The organism is Desulfovibrio aminophilus DSM 12254 (assembly GCF_000422565.1).
In the GTDB taxonomy this organism is placed as follows: domain Bacteria; phylum Desulfobacterota; class Desulfovibrionia; order Desulfovibrionales; family Desulfovibrionaceae; genus Aminidesulfovibrio; species Aminidesulfovibrio aminophilus.
On record NZ_AUMA01000011.1, the window covers coordinates 55,211 to 72,496 of the forward strand.

Annotated in this window: 18 protein-coding genes; 10 read left to right on the forward strand and 8 right to left on the reverse strand. The window is 64.7% G+C overall.

The window, feature by feature from the left end:
- The first annotated feature begins 1 nt into the window (after position 1).
- Complete coding sequence (locus H587_RS0109190) at positions 2–1,144, forward strand: glycosyltransferase (protein WP_245560854.1); 1,143 nt, start codon at positions 2–4, stop codon at positions 1,142–1,144.
- Here the strand turns inward: H587_RS0109190 and H587_RS0109195 are convergent.
- Positions 1,128–1,388 carry a hypothetical protein gene (locus H587_RS0109195; RefSeq protein ID WP_027176025.1) on the reverse strand — a complete coding sequence of 87 codons (261 nt, stop codon included), beginning with the start codon at positions 1,386–1,388 and terminating at the stop codon, positions 1,128–1,130. The two genes, H587_RS0109190 and H587_RS0109195, sit on opposite strands and share 17 nt — an antisense overlap.
- Positions 1,385–2,014 carry a YkgJ family cysteine cluster protein gene (locus tag H587_RS0109200; RefSeq protein ID WP_027176026.1) on the reverse strand — a complete coding sequence of 210 codons (630 nt, stop codon included), beginning with the start codon at positions 2,012–2,014 and terminating at the stop codon, positions 1,385–1,387. The genes H587_RS0109195 and H587_RS0109200 overlap by 4 nt, the downstream gene beginning before the upstream one ends.
- Before the next feature lie 404 nt (positions 2,015–2,418).
- Here H587_RS0109200 and dsrA point away from each other — a divergent pair, with 404 nt between their 5' ends.
- The 4 genes from dsrA to H587_RS0109220 all read left to right on the forward strand — a co-directional run bounded on the left by dsrA (position 2,419) and on the right by H587_RS0109220 (position 6,673).
- Complete coding sequence (gene dsrA / locus H587_RS0109205; protein WP_027176027.1) at positions 2,419–3,732, forward strand: dissimilatory-type sulfite reductase subunit alpha; 1,314 nt, start codon at positions 2,419–2,421, stop codon at positions 3,730–3,732.
- Positions 3,733–3,750: 18 nt separating this feature from the next.
- The gene (gene dsrB / locus H587_RS0109210; RefSeq protein ID WP_027176028.1) at positions 3,751–4,896 is read left to right on the forward strand and encodes a dissimilatory-type sulfite reductase subunit beta; all 1,146 of its coding nucleotides are present in this window, start codon (positions 3,751–3,753) and stop codon (positions 4,894–4,896) included.
- A 59-nt stretch (positions 4,897–4,955) separates the two neighbouring features.
- Positions 4,956–5,198, forward strand: coding sequence for a dissimilatory sulfite reductase D family protein (locus H587_RS0109215; RefSeq protein WP_027176029.1), 243 nt, complete (start codon positions 4,956–4,958; stop codon positions 5,196–5,198).
- An 83-nt stretch (positions 5,199–5,281) separates the two neighbouring features.
- Complete coding sequence (locus tag H587_RS0109220) at positions 5,282–6,673, forward strand: cobyrinic acid a,c-diamide synthase CobB (protein WP_027176030.1); 1,392 nt, start codon at positions 5,282–5,284, stop codon at positions 6,671–6,673.
- 502 nt (positions 6,674–7,175) lie between these two features.
- Here the strand turns inward: H587_RS0109220 and H587_RS0109225 are convergent.
- A complete protein-coding gene (locus H587_RS0109225) occupies positions 7,176–8,900 on the reverse strand; it encodes a long-chain-fatty-acid--CoA ligase (RefSeq protein WP_027176031.1) in 1,725 nt (574 codons plus the stop codon).
- Positions 8,901–9,317: 417 nt separating this feature from the next.
- Here H587_RS0109225 and H587_RS0109230 point away from each other — a divergent pair, with 417 nt between their 5' ends.
- From H587_RS0109230 to H587_RS0109250, 5 genes are all read left to right on the forward strand, one after another.
- Positions 9,318–9,932, forward strand: coding sequence for a transcriptional regulator (locus tag H587_RS0109230; RefSeq protein ID WP_245560855.1), 615 nt, complete (start codon positions 9,318–9,320; stop codon positions 9,930–9,932).
- Position 9,933: 1 nt separating this feature from the next.
- Positions 9,934–11,028: an N-acetylneuraminate synthase family protein gene (locus tag H587_RS0109235; protein WP_027176033.1), complete on the forward strand. Its 1,095-nt coding sequence runs from the start codon at positions 9,934–9,936 to the stop codon at positions 11,026–11,028.
- Positions 11,029–11,087: 59 nt separating this feature from the next.
- Entirely contained in the window at positions 11,088–11,474 is a 387-nt protein-coding gene (locus tag H587_RS0109240) for an ACT domain-containing protein (RefSeq protein ID WP_027176034.1), read from the forward strand.
- Between the two features lie 61 nt (positions 11,475–11,535).
- Positions 11,536–12,483, forward strand: a complete 948-nt coding sequence (locus H587_RS0109245) for a chemotaxis protein (protein ID WP_027176035.1) — start codon at positions 11,536–11,538, stop codon at positions 12,481–12,483.
- A gap of 273 nt (positions 12,484–12,756) precedes the next feature.
- Positions 12,757–13,041 carry a hypothetical protein gene (locus H587_RS0109250; protein ID WP_027176036.1) on the forward strand — a complete coding sequence of 95 codons (285 nt, stop codon included), beginning with the start codon at positions 12,757–12,759 and terminating at the stop codon, positions 13,039–13,041.
- A gap of 75 nt (positions 13,042–13,116) precedes the next feature.
- Here the strand turns inward: H587_RS0109250 and groL are convergent, their stop codons facing one another.
- The 5 genes from groL to H587_RS0109275 all read right to left on the reverse strand — a co-directional run bounded on the left by groL (position 13,117) and on the right by H587_RS0109275 (position 17,284).
- Positions 13,117–14,718, reverse strand: coding sequence for a chaperonin GroEL (gene groL, locus H587_RS17955; RefSeq protein WP_034609007.1), 1,602 nt, complete (start codon positions 14,716–14,718; stop codon positions 13,117–13,119).
- Positions 14,719–14,727: 9 nt separating this feature from the next.
- Positions 14,728–15,003 carry a co-chaperone GroES gene (locus H587_RS0109260; RefSeq protein WP_027176037.1) on the reverse strand — a complete coding sequence of 92 codons (276 nt, stop codon included), beginning with the start codon at positions 15,001–15,003 and terminating at the stop codon, positions 14,728–14,730.
- A gap of 126 nt (positions 15,004–15,129) precedes the next feature.
- Positions 15,130–15,717: a C40 family peptidase gene (locus H587_RS17960; RefSeq protein WP_051202608.1), complete on the reverse strand. Its 588-nt coding sequence runs from the start codon at positions 15,715–15,717 to the stop codon at positions 15,130–15,132.
- Between the two features lie 17 nt (positions 15,718–15,734).
- The gene (locus tag H587_RS0109270) at positions 15,735–16,286 is read right to left on the reverse strand and encodes a BON domain-containing protein (protein ID WP_027176038.1); all 552 of its coding nucleotides are present in this window, start codon (positions 16,284–16,286) and stop codon (positions 15,735–15,737) included.
- A 101-nt stretch (positions 16,287–16,387) separates the two neighbouring features.
- Positions 16,388–17,284, reverse strand: a complete 897-nt coding sequence (locus tag H587_RS0109275) for an RluA family pseudouridine synthase (RefSeq protein ID WP_027176039.1) — start codon at positions 17,282–17,284, stop codon at positions 16,388–16,390.
- Between the last annotated feature and the right edge of the window lie 2 nt (positions 17,285–17,286).

The following is a 17,286-nucleotide window of genomic DNA, read 5'->3' on the forward strand; positions in this document are numbered from 1 at the left end:
CGTGGCGGCGCGGACCCTGCGGATATTCTTCCTCATCCGGGATTTGAACCTGGGCGGAGCCCAGCGCCAGCTCGTCCTTCTGTCCAACGGGTTGGCGGCCCGGGGACACGCGGTGACCGTGGCCGTGTTTTATGGCGGCGGAGAGCTGGAAGGCGATCTGCGCGGCGTGGAGTTTCTCGACCTGGGCAAGCGCGGGCGCTGGGATCTGGCGGGCTTTTTCCACCGCCTGGCGGCCGCGGCGCGGCGTTTCCGGCCGGACGTGCTCCACGGCTACCTGGGCACGGCCAATCTCCTGACTGTGGCGTTGCGGCCTCTGATTCCCGGAGTCCACGTGGTTTGGGGCCTGCGGGCCTCGGAACTGGAGCTGCGCCGCTACGGCCCGGCTTGGCGGCTGTCGGCCTTGTTGGAGACCCTGTGCTCGCCCCTGGCCGACCGGATCGTGGCCAACTCGCGGGCCGGGCTGGCGGCCGCAACGCGGCGAGGATTCCCCCGGGGACGACTGGCCCATGTGCCCAACGGCGTGGACGGCGCGGTTTTCGTCCCGGACCGCGAACGCGGCGCGGCCCTGCGCCGGGAGTGGACGGCGGGCGGCGCGCGGACCCTGGTGGGACTGGCGGGCCGTCTTGATCCCATGAAGGATCACGAAACCTTTCTGCGCGCGGCGGCCCTGGCCCGCCGCGAGCGGCCGGACCTGGGCTTCGTCTGCGTGGGCGGAGGCTGGGAGGGGCCGGGCGCGCGGCTGCGAGAGCTGGGCCGGGAACTGGGGCTGGAATCCGCGCTGGTCTGGGCCGGGCCGCGGGCTGACATGCCCGCGGTCTACAACGCCCTGGACCTGCTCTGCCTTTCTTCGGTGAGCGAGGGGTTCCCCAACGTGGTGGCCGAGGCCATGAGCTGCGGCCTGCCCTGCGTGGTCACGGACGTGGGCGACGCGGCCGGGATCGTCGGGGACGTGGGCGTCGTGACGCCGCCGCGCGACCCCAAGGCCCTGGCCGACGGCCTGCTGGCCCTTGTCGGACGCTTGGAGCGCGAGGACGGGGCGCTCCGAGAGCGGGTCCGGGCGCGGGTGCTGGAGCGCTTCGGGGTGGAGGCCCTGGTGGAGCGGACCGAGACCCTGCTCCTGGAACTCGCTACTCGCCGTCCTTGATCAGGCGCTGGGCCACATCCAGATCATAGAGCGCCAAAGGGTTGCGGTCCGCGCCGCGTTCCCGGAACATCTCGGCGGCGGCCTTGACGATCTCCAGGGAGAGCCAGCCGTGGCGCTCCCAGATCCCCGGATCCTCGCGGTTCCAGAGCCGGAATTCGATGCGCCCCATGCTGTCGCGCACGTACATGCGCGTGTCGTGGTTCTGGAGGCTCGGGTGGTAGTAAAGTCCTCTGTCGTCCTTCATGCGTGTCTCCGTGCGGCGGTCAGTGAGGGAGTCAACAGCTCCAGCGGGCGTCCGAACAGAAAATCCAGGATCGCGGGGTCCATGCCCGATTTTTCCGTCAGGAGCAAGCGGACCTCGCGGTCCCAGGCCAGCATGGCCGCCCGGCTTCGTCGGTCTTCGGGCGCGTCGCTCTCCAGGAGTCCGGCATAGCCGGACACCGGGCAGCGTCGCTCATGCTCCGCCACGAGTTCCAGCAGGGGGTGCCCGGCCGGCAGGATGTCGCGTCGGGTGAGCCGGTCACGGGCGTAGACCCGCTCGATTTCCCTGGTGTCGCGGCAGGAGAGGATTCGGCATTCCAGTGGCCGGGTCGTGTAGATGGCGCAGGCCGAGCCTTCGTCGGAGAAGAAGAGACAGGTCCAGGCGCCATCGCGGCCCTTGATCTTGACGATTTCCGTCTCCAGGGACGCGAGCCGCCCGCCGATCTGGTCCAGGGCGGGCTCACCGGCCCGCAAGGTGAGCAGATGCACGAGGTCCGGCCCGCCCGGCGCGCGCAGCAGGGGCAGATCGTCCGTGTGCAGGGCCGGGCCGCCCTTGCGGCAGCACTCCCCGCAACGGACGCAGGTGGTGGTGTTTCGTTCCGAACTCAACTTCTTCTTGAAATGGTGGCGAGTTTTGGGTAATAATTCACAAGCGCCCGCGCAGACTGGGCGACACCCCCCTGGTTACCCGCATGGCCGACGGATGGCAAGGGAGGTCCGGCAGGGCCCCTTCGGAGGCTGCCGCTTTCAGGCGGAGCCCCCTGAGAGGTCGCTGTCCGGCGTTTTTCGGTTGACAAAAATTGCGGCTTGTCCGTACATTGTGGAGCCTGCATTCCGGTTTCCATTTCGGCCTTTCCGCGTGTGGCCGCAGAACGCGCAAGGCCTTGCTTTTTCTCCGTTCCTTGACTTCAAGAGGATATTCGTCCGGGCATGACGGCCTACGCCGCGGGCCGATGGTCTGGACGTGCGAGATTGGCTGGAAACATTTTAAAAAAACAATGGAGGTTAAGGGAATGGCGAAACACAAAACCCCCTTGTTGGACCAGCTGGAAAGCGGGCCGTGGCCCAGCTTTGTGTCCGACATAAAGCAGGAATGCGAAAACCGGGCCAAGAACGCCAAGGGCGTTGACTACCAGGTCCCGGCCGACTGCCCGGACGACCTGCTGGGCGTTCTGGAAATGTCTTATGTGGACGGCGAGACCCACTGGAAGCACGGCGGCATCGTGGGCGTGTTCGGTTACGGCGGCGGCGTCATCGGCCGTTACTGCGACCAGCCCCAGATGTTCCCCGGCGTGGCCCACTTCCACACCGTGCGCGTGAACCAGCCCTCCGGCCTGTACTACAAGACCGACTTCCTCCGTCAGCTCTGCGACCTGTGGGAACTCCGCGGTTCGGGCCTGACCAACATGCACGGCTCCACGGGCGACATCGTGCTCCTGGGCACGACCACCCCGCAGCTGGAAGAGATCTTCTTCGAGCTGACCCACAACATGAACAACGACCTGGGCGGTTCGGGCTCCAACCTGCGCACCCCGTCCTGCTGCCTGGGCCAGTCCCGCTGTGAGTTCGCCTGCATCGACACCCAGCAGCTGTGCTTCGACCTGACCCAGACCTACCAGGACGAGCTGCACCGCCCGGCCTTCCCCTACAAGTTCAAGTTCAAGGTCGACGGCTGCCCGAACGGCTGCGTGGCCTCCATCGCCCGTTCCGACTTCTCGATCATCGGCACCTGGCGTGACGAGATCCGCATCGACCAGAAGGCCGTTGCCGCCTACGCCGGCGGCGAGATCAAGCCCAACGCGGGCGCTCATGCCGGCCGCGACTGGGGCAAGTTCGACATCCAGAAGGAAGTCGCGGAGCGCTGCCCCTCCGGCTGCATCCGCTACGAGGGCGGCAAGCTGGAGATCAACAACAAGGAGTGCGTGCGCTGCATGCACTGCATCAACACCATGCCGCGCGCCCTGCGGATCGGCAACGACCGCGGCGCCAGCATCCTCTGCGGCGCCAAGGCCCCGATCCTGGACGGCCCGCAGATGGCCTCCCTGCTCGTGCCCTTCATCAAGGTCGAGGAGCCCTACTCCGAGATCAAGGAAGTCATCGAGAACATCTGGGACTGGTGGATGGAGGAAGGCAAGAACCGTGAGCGCCTGGGCGAGACCATGAAGCGCCTGTCCTTCCAGAAGCTTCTGGAAGTGACCAATCTCAAGGCCGATGCCCGCCACGTTCGCGAGCCGCGTCACAACCCGTACATCTTCTGGAAGGAAGAGGAAGTCACGGGCGGCTGGAAGCGCGAAATCGCCGACTATAGAAAGAAGCACCAGAAGTAACAAGAGGGGGACACCACTATGGCCTTCATCTCTTCCGGATACAATCCTGAAAAACCGATGGAAAACCGGATCACGGACATCGGTCCCCGGCACTTCGAGGAGTTCCTGCCCCCGGTCATCAAAAAGAACAAGGGCACCTGGGCCTACCACGAGATCCTCGAGCCCGGCGTCCTGCTGCACGTGGCCGACTCCGGCGACAAGGTCTACACCGTGCGTTGCGGCGGCGCCCGCCTGATGACCATCACGCACATCCGCGAGATCTGCGACATCGCCGACAAGTACTGCGGCGGCCACCTGCGGTTCACCACCCGCAACAACATCGAGTTCATGGTCACCACCGAGGACGAGGCCAAGGCCCTGAAGAAGGAGCTGAACGGCCGCAAGTTCGCCGGCGGTTCCTACAAGTTCCCGGTCGGCGGCACCGGCGCCGGCGTGACCAACATCGTGCACACCCAGGGCTGGGTCCACTGCCACACCCCGGCCACGGACGCCTCCGGCACGGTCAAGGCCACCATGGACGCCGTGTTCGAAGAGTTCGTCAACATGCGCCTGCCCGCTCCGGTGCGCATCGCCATGGCCTGCTGCCTGAACATGTGCGGCGCCGTGCATTGCTCCGACATCGCCATCCTGGGCATTCACCGCAAGCCCCCGATGATCGACCACGAGCACCTGGACAACATGTGCGAAGTGCCCCTGGCCGTGGCCGCCTGCCCCACCGGCGCCATCCGTCCCACGAAGACGGAGTGGCAGGGCAAGCAGGTGAACACCGTCGCGGTCAAGGAAGAGCGCTGCATGTTCTGCGGCAACTGCTACACCATGTGCCCGTCCATGCCGCTCTCTGACAAGGAAGGCGACGGCATCGCCATCATGGTCGGCGGCAAGATCTCCAACCGCATCACCCGCCCGGCCTTCTCCAAGGTCGTGGTGCCCTTCATCCCGAACGAGCCGCCCCGCTGGCCCACGATGACCAAGGTCATCAAGCAGATCCTGGACGCCTACTCCAAGGGCGCCCGCAAGTACGAGCGCCTGGGCGACTGGGCCAATCGTATCGGCTGGGAGCGCTTCTTCGAGGTGTGCGGGCTGGAGTTCTCGCATCACCTGATCGACGACTTCCGTGATCCGGCCTACTACACTTGGCGCCAGACCACGCAGTTCAAGTTCTAGGAAAACGGCGGGCGCGGGGAGGATCTCTCCGCGCCCGTCACAAACAAGGGGCTAATGCTATGGCGCTTGAACTCAATGAGGCGAAACAGAAGATCATTGATTTCTGCAACTCCAAGTCCAAGACCAAGACCAAGTTCTACTTCAACGACTTCACGGATCTGTTCCCGGATGAGAAGGCCCGTGAAGTGAAGAAGGTTCTCACCGCCCTGGTCAACGAGGGCGAAATGGTCTTCTGGTCCAGCGGCAGCACGACGATGTACGGCCTCAAGGGCGCCGGCAAGCACGCCGAGGGCGAGGACTAGACCGCCTTCCGTCCGCATGGACGATCGAGAGGGCCTTGCCCAGTCTTCTGGGCAAGGCTTTTTTCGTTCCAGGACCGCAGCGCATGGCCTCCACTCCGCGACTCATCTTGGCCGGTCTTTCCGGCGGCTCCGGCAAGACCATCGTCAGCCTCGGGCTCTGCCGGGCCCTGCTTCAGGCCGGGCACACCCCGCGCCCGTTCAAGAAAGGGCCGGACTACATCGACGCCGCCTGGCTCGGCCTGGCCGCCCGCGCCGAATGTTCCAACCTGGATCCATTCCTGCTCCCCGCCGAGACCCAGCTTTCCCTGTTCGCGGGCAAGGCCCAGGGGTTCGATCTCGCTCTCATCGAGGGAAACCGGGGGCTGTTCGACGGCAAGGATGTGGCCGGTAGCTGCTCCACCGCCGAATTGGCTCGCCTTCTGGCCGCGCCGGTGGTTCTGGTCATGGACTGCACCAAGATGACCCGCACGGCTGCGGCCGTGGTGGCCGGATGCCGTAACTTCGAGTCCGGGCTGAATCTGGCCGGGGTCGTCCTCAACCGCACGGCGGGGGAGCGGCATCGACGGATTCTGCGCGAGGCCATTGAGACGTACACCGATGTCCCCGTGCTGGGCATGCTGCCCAAGATGGCGGAAAATCCCATTCCGGAGCGGCATATGGGGCTGGTTTCGGACCAGGAACATGTCGACCGTGAAGCCGCGCTGGACCAGTTGGGACGGCTGGCCGCCGGTTGGCTCGATCTGGAACGGATTCTGGGCGTGGCCCGGAGGGCCCCGGAGCTGCCCGTTTCGGCGACCCCGCTTTGGCCCGAAACGCCTCCCTCTGATGGACCGGTCATCGGGTATGTCCAGGACGCCGCGCTCTGGTTCTACTATCCCGAGAACCTGGAGGCGCTTGAGCGCGCCGGAGCCCGCCTCGTCCGGCTGAGTCTGCTGGATTCCGCCCCCTGGCCCGAGATTCACGGCCTGTACCTCGGAGGCGGATTCCCCGAAACCCAGGCCGAAGGACTTTCGGCCAACGCGGCCATCCGCGATCACGTGCGCGCCTTGGCCGAGGCAGGATTGCCGATCTACGCCGAGTGCGGCGGCTTCATGTACCTCTGCCGTGCCCTGGAGATGCACGGCCGGACCTATCCCCTGGCCGGAGTCTTCGACCTGACCACCACCCTCTGCCCCAAGCCGCAGGGCCTGGGCTACGTGGAAGCCCTGGTGGAGCTGGACAATCCCTTCCATCCCGCGGGCGCCGTCCTGCGCGGCCACGAGTTTCATTACTCGGCCTGTCTCGCCACGACAGCCGCCGATTCCTCGGCCTTCGCCCTGCGCATGACGCGCGGACAGGGCCTGTTCCAGGGCCGGGATGGCCTCGTTCGGAACAACGTCTTCGCCGGTTACACGCACATCCATGCCTTGGGTGAACGTCATTGGGCCCCACGCTTCGTGACTGCGGCCCAGGACTATCGCCGTCGTCCGCGCTGAATTTTTCTCCTTGTAATTGTTTCCTTTTCCCCCTGTGTGGGGCAGGGGGCGCCTTGTCGTCCGCATTCGGGCTTGGGGTAGCGGAGCGTATTGTGCGCCGCCGCAGGCCCGGTACAGTCTGGATTTTTTCATGATAAAGTTCAGACTCGGCTGGTCAGCTCCGTCATCGCGTCATCTTCTGCTCGTTTTCAGGGCAGATCAGGGGGGAGAAGGCTGCGGATGCGCGTCAATGAAGCACCGCCGACATTGCGAGATTATCACAAATAAAAACAATGAATTGTGTTGCGATCAAGCTCGGCTGAGGCTTTTCGGGCGGGAACCGCTCAAGCGTTCCAGGGCAAGGCTCGTTACGGGTGAGGGGGCGGGCATCGTCTGCAACGGATTGAATTTACGTTGCTATCTGTCTTGCGAGATGGAGGGAGACGGTCAGGTTTGAAAAAGAAAGGCCGGGGTGTCCCGGCCTTGCGTGTCATGGGAGCGGATCGCTGGGCCCGCGCCGCGCTCATTCTTCGAGCTGTTCCTCGGCGCCGCCGCTTTTCCGTCGCTGATCCTCCTCGCTGCGCAGGGCCCGGCGCAGCACCTTGCCGACCATGGTCTTGGGCAGGGAGGTGCGGAATTCCACCAGGCGCGGCACCTTGTAATTGGCCAGTTTGCCTCGGCAGAAGGCGATGACCTCGCTCTTGGTCATCTTTTCGCCGTCCTCCAGGACCACGAAGACCTTGACCACTTCGCCGCGTGTTCCATGGGGGATGCCAACGGCCACGGCTTCCTTGATTTTGGGATGGGAGTGCAGCACCTCGTCGATCTCGCGGGGGTAGATGTTGTACCCGGCCGAGATGATGAGGTCTTTTTTTCGGTCCACGATGTAGAAGTAGCCGTCTTCATCCATGGTCGCGATGTCGCCGGTGTAGAGCCGGCCATTGCGCAGGACGTCGGCTGTGGCGTCGGGGCGGTTGAAATACCCCATCATGACCTGCGGCCCGCGGATGACCAGTTCGCCCATTTTGCCGGGGGGCAGGGTCACGGAGCCCACCTCCATGTCCACGATCCAGGCGTCGGTGTCCGGGAATGGCATGCCGATGGATCCGGGCTTGCGCTTGCCGGAGAGAGGGTTGAGGTGGGTCACGGGCGAGGCCTCGGTCAAGCCGAAGCCCTCAAGGATCTCGGCTCCGGTCATCTTCTTGAACTGGTCGATGTACTCCACCGGCATGGGAGCCGAGCCGGAGACGCAGAACTTGATGGATTTGAGGTCGTATTTGGCCACGTCTTTTTGTTGGAGCAGGGAGATATACAGGGCCGGGGCTCCGGGGAAGATGGTCGGCCGGATTTTGTGGATGGCCTTGAGCACGTCCTTGGGCGAGTACCGCGGGAAGGGCACCTGGGCCGCTCCGAGCATGGTCGCCAGATTCATGCAGACCGTGAGTCCGTAGATGTGGAAATAGGGCAGGATGCCGATGAAGGTCTCCTGCTGGTCGCCCAGGGTGTGCAGCAGGGCCCGGCACTGCTGCACGTTGGCCCCGAGGTTGGCGTGGGAGAGCATGCAGCCCTTGGACACGCCGGTGGTGCCGCCGGTGTATTGCAGCACCGCCATGTCCTTCCTGGGGTCCACGCCCTGGAAGGTGAAGGTGTCCGTGCCCTTTGTGAGCGTGGTCCAAGGCAGCACGCCGGCGCCGTCAAAGGGCACGACCGGGCGGTGGCCGTCCCGGCGGGCCTTGACCTTGTAAAGCAGGTTCAGGGGGAAGGCGAGGCAGTCGGCGATGCTGGTGACGAAGAATTTCTCGATGGGGATCTGGTCGCGGAGTTTCTCCACCTTGGGCCAGAGCAGATCCAGGATGACCAGGGCCCGGGCGCCGGAGTCGTTGAACTGGTGCAGGATCTCCGTCTCCATGTAGAGCGGGTTGGTCATGACCACCACGGCCCCGGCCCGCAGGACACCCCAGTAGGTGATGATGGCCTGGGGCGTGTTGGGCAGCATGACGGCCACACGGTCGCCGGGCCGCACTCCCTGGGCCCGCAGATTGGCGGCCACCGTTTCCGTCATTTTTTTGAGCTTGGAGTAGGTCAGGCGGAAATTCTGGAAGATGACGGCCTTGCGTTTCGGCCAATTTTCGGCCGCGCGGTCCAGATACTCGAAGAGGGGGATGTATTCGTACGGCAGTTCCCAGGGAACCTCCGGGTCGTATTTGGCAAGCCAGGGGCGTTCGTTGTCCGGCGCGGTGCTCTTCATGGTCTCCTCGTGAGTGGAAAGAATGGGGGCCGAGTATAGGGATGAAGGCACTTCCTGGCAAGGTGTGCGCGCTCACTTTCAAGAATCGCCTTGGTTTTCCAAGGAATTGCGCGGGAAACGCGGCGAAGGGGGCAAGCACTGCCGAGGAAGGAGGCTTTGGGTTAAAGAAAAGCGTCAAAATGGTCGATGTTTCATTGTGTGGGCGAATGAATGAATCGCCTCTGACAGGGGGATGCAAAAGCGTCTGACAAAAAAGGATTATAAATTCAGTATAATATGAAAAACAAGGCGGACATTTTTGCCGTTGGACCGGATTTTGCTAAAACCAGTCTGCCGGGGAATGATCGTTGACTGAATGAACAGCCGCCCGGTATACCCTGAAAAGATGAGTTTGGATGGTCGGTTCCCATGAATCAAATGCCGCTCGCTGATGGAAAGTACCTGAAGCCCAGCAAGGAAACCAGGGTTCTGGCGATCCTCGACTCCCTGGCCACGGAGAGCGATCTCTCCCAGTATGAGCTGGGGCGGAGGCTCAAACTCTCCGGCGCGATGATCAACCAGTATCTGAACACCCTCCAGTCCGAACGCCTGGTGGAGTTCCTGCCGGTCAACGGCAAGAGTTTCCGCTACGTGCTCACGCCCGATGGCGACGCCATGCGGCGGCGCATGTTCTCGGACTATTCCTCGGAAACCATCCGCCTGTACTCCACGGTCAAGTCCTTCATTCAGAACCGCCTGCGTGGGCTCAAACCCCGGGGCGTCAAGCGACTGGCCTTGTTCGGCGCCTCGGAGACCTGCGAGGTGGTGCTTTCGGCCCTGCGCGAGAGTGATTTCATCGTCGTGGCGCTGTTGGACAACGACCCCGCCAAGCATGGCCGCAATTTCCACGGCCATGTGGTGGCGCACCCCCAGGTGCTCGAGTCGTTGCGCTGCGACGCCGTGGTCGTCACCTCCTTCGGCAAGCAGGACGAAATCTATGAGCAACTCAAGCCCCTCTGCGAGAGCCGGGGGATCGACATCATGAGATTCTGACATGAACAAGCACCAGCGGTCCGTCACCCTGCGTTCCGGTGTGAAGATCGGCCCCGGCCACCCCTGCTTCATCGTGGCCGAGGTCGGCAACAATCACCAGGGCGAGTTCGAACTCGCCAAGCGCATGATCGAGGAGGCCGCCAAGGCCGGAGTGCAGGCCGTCAAGTTCCAGAAGAGGGACGTGGAGGCTCTGCTCACCCGCGCCGGACGCGAGGCCGCCTATTCGGGCCGCAACAGCTTCGGGGCGACCTACGGCGAACATCGTGAAGCCCTGGAGCTCTCCTTGGAGCAGATGGCCGACCTGAAGGTCTACACCGAATCCCTGGGACTGGTCTTTTTCGCCTCCTGCTGGGACGAGCCCAGCCTGTGCGGTATCCTGGACCTGGACGTCGAGCTCTTGAAGATCTGTTCCGCGGATCTGGTCAACGTGCCGCTTCTGCGCCGTTCCGCCGAGGCCGGAGTGCCCATCATTCTCTCCACGGGCATGAGCGCCTTTGAGGACATCGACATCGCCATGGCCGAACTGCGCCGCTCCCACGACGAAATCGTCCTGCTGCACTGCAACAGCACCTATCCCTGCCCCGAGGAGTGCATCGGCCTGCCGGTCATGGACAGCCTGCGTGAGCGCTACGGCGTACCCGTCGGCTACTCCGGCCACGAACGCGGCATCGCACCCAGCGTGGCGGCCGCGGCTCTGGGCGCCTGCGTGGTGGAGCGCCACTTCACCCTGGACAAGACCATGAAGGGCACCGACCATCAGGCCTCCCTGGAACCCGCCGAGCTGGCCCAGATGGTCGCCATGATCCGCGAAGTGGAAAAGGCCTTGATCATCAAGGGCAAGAAGGTCTTCCCCGAGGAGCAGGGCGCGGCCAAGAAGCTGCGCAAGAGCATTGTTTTCTCGCGCGACCTGCCCGCTGGGCATGTGCTCTGCGAGTCCGACCTGACGACCCGCAGCCCCTGGGTGGGCATCTCCCCGGTGCATTGGGACGAGGTCCTGGGTGCGACCCTGAAGCGGCCGGTCAAGCACGAAGAGCCCCTGCAGTGGGACATCCTCTCCCTGATTCCGGCCGTGGGCAGCAACGTGGCCACGTCCTGAGGCCGTCGTCTTTCCGGCGGTTTTGCCCGAAAGCGGGGACCGGCGACGAGGAGCCCCGCGTGAAACAGCTCATACTGTCCCTGGCGCCCGGCCGCTTGGCCGTTTGCCGCCTCCCCGAGGGCACGCCCCCGGCCGAAGTCCTTTCCGGGCTCGGGCCGGGCTTCTGGGCTCTGGTCCGCACTCCCGCCGAATTGTCTCTGGTTTGTCCCGAGGAGTCCGCCCCGTCAGCCGCCGCGGTGGAAACCGGCTGGCGCGCCCTGGAGGTGATGGGCCCCCTGGACTTCGGCTTGACCGGGGTGCTGGCCTCCCTGGCCGCGCCCCTGGCCGAGGCCGGAGTGAGCATCTTCGCCGTGTCCACCTTCGATACGGACTACGTCCTGGTCCGCGAGCCCGCGCTGGAGACGGCCTTGGCCGTCCTGACCCGAGCCGGGCACCGCATCAGATAATAAATGCCTTCGTCGGGGAGGCGGCTATAGTAGGCCCACACCTCTCACGCGGGAGCGCAGCATGGCCGCCACGGACACGGGCATTCTCCTGGAAACCGGGACCAACGAACTGGAGATCATCGAGTTCTTCGTGGACGAGCGGACGCCGGATGGGCCCTTGCGGCACCATTTCGGCGTGAACGTGGCCAAGGTCCTGGAGGTGGTCGAGGCCCCCGAGGGATTGGCGACGTCCCCGGCTGCGGGACATCCGAGCTTCCTCGGGGCCATCCCTCTGCGCGACCTCATCCTGCCCGTGGTGGACCTGGCCGTCTGGCTGGGCATGGAGCGGCAGCCGAACCGGAACGAGCCGATCATCGTCACCGAGTTCAACAACACCATCACCGGCTTTCTCGTCTCCGGCGTGACCATGATCCACCGCGTCAACTGGACCGCCGTGGAGCCGCCCAGCCATTTCATGGCCAACATGCGCGAGAACTGCATCACCGGCACCCTGGACCTGGAGGGTCATTTCGCCCTGCTGCTCGACCTGGAGCTGGCCCTGTCCGAACTGGACAAGACCTACGCGGTCCACGATCCGGCCGTCATTCCCAAGGCCGAGGAGCGGTTTCGGGCCCTGGTGGCCGACGACTCCACTTCGGTGCGCCAACTTCTGCGTCAGAACTTCGAGACCGCCAATTTCGAGGTCCGAGTGGTCAACGACGGCCAGGAGGCTTGGGAAGCCCTGGTGGAAATCCGCGGGCAGGCCGTACGTGATGGGCGACCGGTGACGGACTACCTGGACGTGCTCGTCTCCGATGTGGAGATGCCCCGCCTGGACGGCTACACGCTGACCCGGCGCATCAAGGAGGACAAGGAGCTGTCCCGGCTGCCGGTGGTGCTTTTCTCCTCCCTCATCTCCAAGGGCTTGCGGCACAAGGGCGAGGCGGTCAAGGCCGACGACCAGGTGACCAAGCCGGAGTTCGCCACGCTCACGGAACGTGTGCTGGCGGTGATCCGTTCACGGCGCTGACCGCGTTGCCCGCGGGCTGTGGCGGAATGTTTTTCCCTGCTTCCGGCAGTACCTTTTTCCCTCGAATGTCTGCTATGCTGGCTCCAGGTGCGCTGGAATTTCCGCAAAATCGCGCCACCGGCCCCGGGCTCATTCTTTGATGTAGATTGCAATATATCGTTTTTCTTTGAAAAGGATTGTTTCTCCAAGGGAAGTTTATGGACCCTCTTGTCGGGGGAGGGGAAAGAGCGTAAGCAGCGCTTCGCGCCCATCCCTTTCGGATGAGCCTACCTTATGAGAACCACAACCCTCGCCCTGCTCCTTCTGCTCGTCGCCCTCTGTCGGGGGGCCGGGGCATGGTGCCTGCAACCCGACGACACCCCGCCCGCCTGCACGGATCAGAGCGAGAACCGCGAATTCACTTCCGAAGACGAGTACAACGCCTGCCGCGCCGAGGTGGAGCGCTATGTGAAGCGCATGCAGGACTGGGCCTCCTGCGTGCGTGACGAGTCTCTGACCCGATCCAACGAAGTCATCGAAAAGTTCAACTGCAAGGTGCGGGGCGAATTCTGCCCCTGATCCCGCCCTCCGCCCGGACGAAAAAAAGGCCGGGCGCGAACGCCCGGCCTTGATCAACTGATTCTCTGTCGTCGTCTACTTTTTCTTTTCGTCGTCTTCCTTGGGCTTCTCGGCCACGGCGCATTCCGTGGTGAGCAGCAGGGAGGCGACCGAGGCGGCGTTCAGCAGGGCCACGCGGCTGACCTTCTTGGGATCGATGATGCCCGCCTTGATGAGATCCTCGTACTGGCCGGTGGCGGCGTTGAAGCCGAAGCCGCCCTTGCCGGAGCGCACCTTCTCGACCACCACGGAGCCTTCGAATCCGGCGTTGCCGGCGATCTGGCGCAGGGGCTCCTCGATGGCGCGGCGCACGATGTCCACGCCGGCGGCCTCGTCGTCGTCGACGGACTTGAGCTTTTCCAAGGCCGGGACGCAGCGCACGTAGGCCGTGCCGCCGCCGGGCACGATGCCCTCTTCCACGGCGGCGCGGGTGGCGTTCAGGGCGTCCTCCACGCGGGCCTTCTTCTCCTTCATCTCGGTCTCGGTGGCCGCGCCGACCTTGATCACGGCCACGCCGCCGACCATCTTGGCCAGGCGCTCCTGGAGCTTCTCACGGTCGTAATCCGAGCTGGTGTCCTTGATCTCGGCCTCGAGCTGGGCGATGCGCGCCTGGATGGCGTCCTTCTTGCCCGCGCCGTCCACGATGGTGGAGGATTCCTTCTCCACGACCATGCGCTTGGCGGTGCCCAGGTCGGCGATGGTGATGTTCTCGAGCTTGATGCCCAGGTCCTCGGAGACGACCTTGCCGCCGGTGACCACGGCGATGTCCTGGAGCATGGCCTTGCGGCGGTCGCCGAAGCCCGGAGCCTTCAGGGCGCAGACCTTGAGGGTGCCGCGCAGCTTGTTGACCACCAGGGTGGCCAGGGCCTCGCCGTCCACGTCCTCGGCCACGATGACCAGGGGCTTGGCCTGACGGACCACCTGCTCGAGCACGGGCAGGAGATCCTTCATGTTGGAGATCTTCTTCTCGCTGATGAGGATGTAGGGATCCTCGAATTCGCAGGCCATCTTCTCGGGATTGGTGACGAAATAGGGCGAGATGTAGCCGCGGTCGAACTGCATGCCCTCGACCACGTCCAGCGAGGTCTCCATGCTCTTGGCTTCTTCAACCGTGATCACGCCCTGTTTGCCGACCTTGTCCATGGCTTCGGACAGGATCTGGCCGATGGTGGCGTCGTTGTTGGCGGAGATGGCGCCCACCTGGGCGATTTCCTTGCGGTCGCGGGTGGGGGTGCTGATCTTGTCCAACTCGGCGTTGACGGCCTCGACGGCCTTGTCGATGCCGCGCTTGACGGACATGGGATTGCGGCCGGCGGCCACGAGCTTGAGGCCTTCGTTGAAGATGGCCTGGGCCAGGACGGTTGCGGTGGTGGTGCCGTCACCGGCCACGTCGTTGGTCTTGGAGGCGACCTCCTTGACCATCTGGGCGCCCATGTTCTCGAATTTGTCCTCGAGGTCGATCTCCTTGGCCACGGTCACGCCGTCCTTGGTGATGATCGGCGCGCCCCAGCTCTTCTCGATGACCACGTTGCGGCCCTTGGGGCCCAGGGTGACCTTCACGGCCTCGGCCAGGGCGTTCACGCCCTTGCGCAGGCCCGAACGGGCTTTCTCGTCGAAATGAATGGTCTTGGCGGACATGGTCTCCTCCTACTTCTCGATCACGGCGAGGATGTCCTCCTCGCGCAGGATGACCAGATCCTTGCCGTCGACCTTGAACTCGTTGCCAGCGTACTTGCCGATGAGGACCATGTCGCCGGCCTTCACGGTCATCTTGGCCTTGCCCTTTCCGGGGCCGACGGCCACGACCTTGGCCTGCATGGGCTTCTCCTTGGCGGTGTCGGGGATGATGATGCCGCCCTTGGTCTTCTCTTCGCCTTCAAGGCGCTGAACGAGCACGCGATCGTGAAGCGGTTTCAGGGACATGTTTCCTCCTTATGGCAGATCAGGTGTTTTTTTCTGACGGTCGGCCGAACGGCCTGGCCGGGTGGAAAGTAAACAGCGGAGACGGGTTGTCAATAGCGGCTGGCGGAAATTTTCCCGCCGCGCGGCTCAGTTGAGGACGCGGCGCGCGCCGATGTAGCGGCCGACCCAGTATGGCTGGAGGAAGGATTCCTCGCGCACCCGGTCGCCCCGGTTGGGGCTGTGGATGAAGGTGCCGGGGCCGGTGACGATGCCCACGTGCAGGCCCTGGTTGCGGCGTCGGATGCGGAAGAAGACGAGGTCTCCGGGCTTGAGCGACTCGAAGCCCACGGGCTTGCCCATCTCGAACTGTTCCACCGAGGAGCGGGGCAGGTCCAGCCCATGCTGTTCGAAGACCCAGCGGGTGAAGCCGGAGCAGTCGAAGCCGGATTGCGGGGCGATGCCCCCGTATTTATAGCGGGTGCCCATCATGGTCCGGGCCGTGAGCACCAGTTCCGAGCCCGGAGCCGTGGAGGCGGAGGTCTTCCGGGCCGTTCCCTCCGGAGGGGGGCAGGGCTCCGTGCTCGTGGGCCTGCAGACCGGCGCGGAGGGCAGGGAACGCATCGGCTCCAGGCCGGAACACCCCGCCAGCAGCAGGGCCAGGGGCAGGGCCAGAACGAGGAAACCGACGCGCGTCAGGTCGCGGCGGGGGGAAAAACGGACCGGAAAACGCGCCAACGACGCCTCGATCCAGTTCAGCGCGCGACGCGCAGGAAGGATTTCACGCTACGTACGCCGTCGACGCCCTTGGCGTGGTTCACGGCGCGGTCGGCCTCGGCCTGCGAGCCGACGATGCCCAGGAACACCACGTTGCACTGGATGACCTTGGTGTTCACGTTGGTGGATTTGACGTCCTCGTCGGCGATGAGTTCCTTCTTGATCTTGCCGTAAAGAAGCAGGTTGTCGGTGGTGCCGCAGAGTTCGTCGTCCTTCTTGGGCAGCATGTAGGTGGTCACGGCCCGCACCCCGTCCACGGCCCGGGCGATCTGGACGCCGCGGGCGACCTGCTGCTGGGATTCATACTCGCCCAGGACATAGGCGTGGCCGTCGTACACGGCGGCGTCGAAGTCCATATACTTGATCAACTCGTCCTGGAGGAAGTCGGCCTTGATCTCGGCGGTCATGATCTCGTCGTCGGTCTGGGTGCCGATGCTCCGTTCGTCCACGGCGGCCTTGTAGGCCGTGGTGCAGCCGGTTGCGGAAAACAAGAGCGTGGCGCTCAGGAGAAGCAAGAGGAGGTGCTTCAATGTATCCTCCTGGATTGTTTTGATGTCGTTGGTCTTCACAGGGCGTTTCGCGGGCCCCAGTCTAGCCGAGGCCCGCCCGCGCGGGCAAGGGAAAAATGCTTTCATTCCGGAAAGGCCCGCAGGGCAAGGGCCAGCGCCTCTCGCGACACGGCGCGCGCGCCGCGCCAGGGCGGCGCGCAGAGCAGGGTTCGCCCGGGCAGGGTCAGACGCCAGGCGTGCAGGTGCAGGCCGCCGGGATCGGGTTCGCCGTACTTGGGGTCGCCCACCACGGGATGGCCCCGAGTGGCCAGTTGGACGCGAATCTGGTGCGTGCGGCCGGTGCGCAGCCGCACGGCCAGGAGGCTTTCCGCCGCGCCGACGACCAGCGGCGCGGCCTCGGCCAGGGCAGGCTTGCCGCTTCCGGCGCGCACCCGTTCCCGCCCGGGCTCCCCGGATTTTTCCAGAAGATCCTCCAGGAGCGTGACCCCGGCATGGGGCCAGGAGCCGCGCACCCAGGCGAGGTAGGTCTTGCCCGTGAGCCCTTGGCGAAAAAGTTCGTTGAGGCGGCGCAGGGCCGTGTGAGTCTTGGCCGCCAGGAGCAGGCCCGAGGTGTCGCGGTCCAGGCGGTGGGCCAGGGCCGGGGCGAAGATCGCGTCCTCGAAGCGGGCCTTGAGCCGGGCGTCCACGGAATCGGCGTGGCCGGTTCCGGCGTGGGAGGGCAATCCGGCGGGCTTGGCCACGGCTATGATCTCTTCATCCTCGTGGATGATGTCCAGTTCGCCCGTGGGAGCGGGAAGGTCCGTGGCCTCGCCGGGATGGTGCGGGGGAACGCGCACGGTCTGCCCGGCCTCCACCCGGTCGAAGGGTTTGCGTCGTCCGCCGTCCACGCGCACCTGGCCGGTCCGGATCCAGCGCATGAGCGCCGGGCGCGGCACACCCTCCAGGCGGCGCTCCAGGAATTGCAGCAGCTTTTGTCCGGCCTCGGCGGCGCTCACGGGCAGATGGAGAACCTCGGGCACGG

Bases quoted from the DNA above. Each gene is read 5' to 3' on its own strand.
- H587_RS0109195 (WP_027176025.1), bottom strand. From the start codon at position 1,388: ATGAAGGACGACAGAGGACTTTACTACCACCCGAGCCTCCAGAACCAC.
- dsrA (WP_027176027.1), top strand. From the start codon at position 2,419: ATGGCGAAACACAAAACCCCCTTGTTGGACCAGCTGGAAAGCGGGCCG.
- dsrB (WP_027176028.1), top strand. From the start codon at position 3,751: ATGGCCTTCATCTCTTCCGGATACAATCCTGAAAAACCGATGGAAAAC.
- H587_RS0109215 (WP_027176029.1), top strand. From the start codon at position 4,956: ATGGCGCTTGAACTCAATGAGGCGAAACAGAAGATCATTGATTTCTGC.
- H587_RS0109220 (WP_027176030.1), top strand. From the start codon at position 5,282: ATGGCCTCCACTCCGCGACTCATCTTGGCCGGTCTTTCCGGCGGCTCC.
- H587_RS0109225 (WP_027176031.1), bottom strand. From the start codon at position 8,900: ATGAAGAGCACCGCGCCGGACAACGAACGCCCCTGGCTTGCCAAATAC.
- H587_RS0109230 (WP_245560855.1), top strand. From the start codon at position 9,318: ATGCCGCTCGCTGATGGAAAGTACCTGAAGCCCAGCAAGGAAACCAGG.
- H587_RS0109235 (WP_027176033.1), top strand. From the start codon at position 9,934: ATGAACAAGCACCAGCGGTCCGTCACCCTGCGTTCCGGTGTGAAGATC.
- H587_RS0109245 (WP_027176035.1), top strand. From the start codon at position 11,536: ATGGCCGCCACGGACACGGGCATTCTCCTGGAAACCGGGACCAACGAA.
- H587_RS0109250 (WP_027176036.1), top strand. From the start codon at position 12,757: ATGAGAACCACAACCCTCGCCCTGCTCCTTCTGCTCGTCGCCCTCTGT.
- groL (WP_034609007.1), bottom strand. From the start codon at position 14,718: ATGTCCGCCAAGACCATTCATTTCGACGAGAAAGCCCGTTCGGGCCTG.
- H587_RS0109260 (WP_027176037.1), bottom strand. From the start codon at position 15,003: ATGTCCCTGAAACCGCTTCACGATCGCGTGCTCGTTCAGCGCCTTGAA.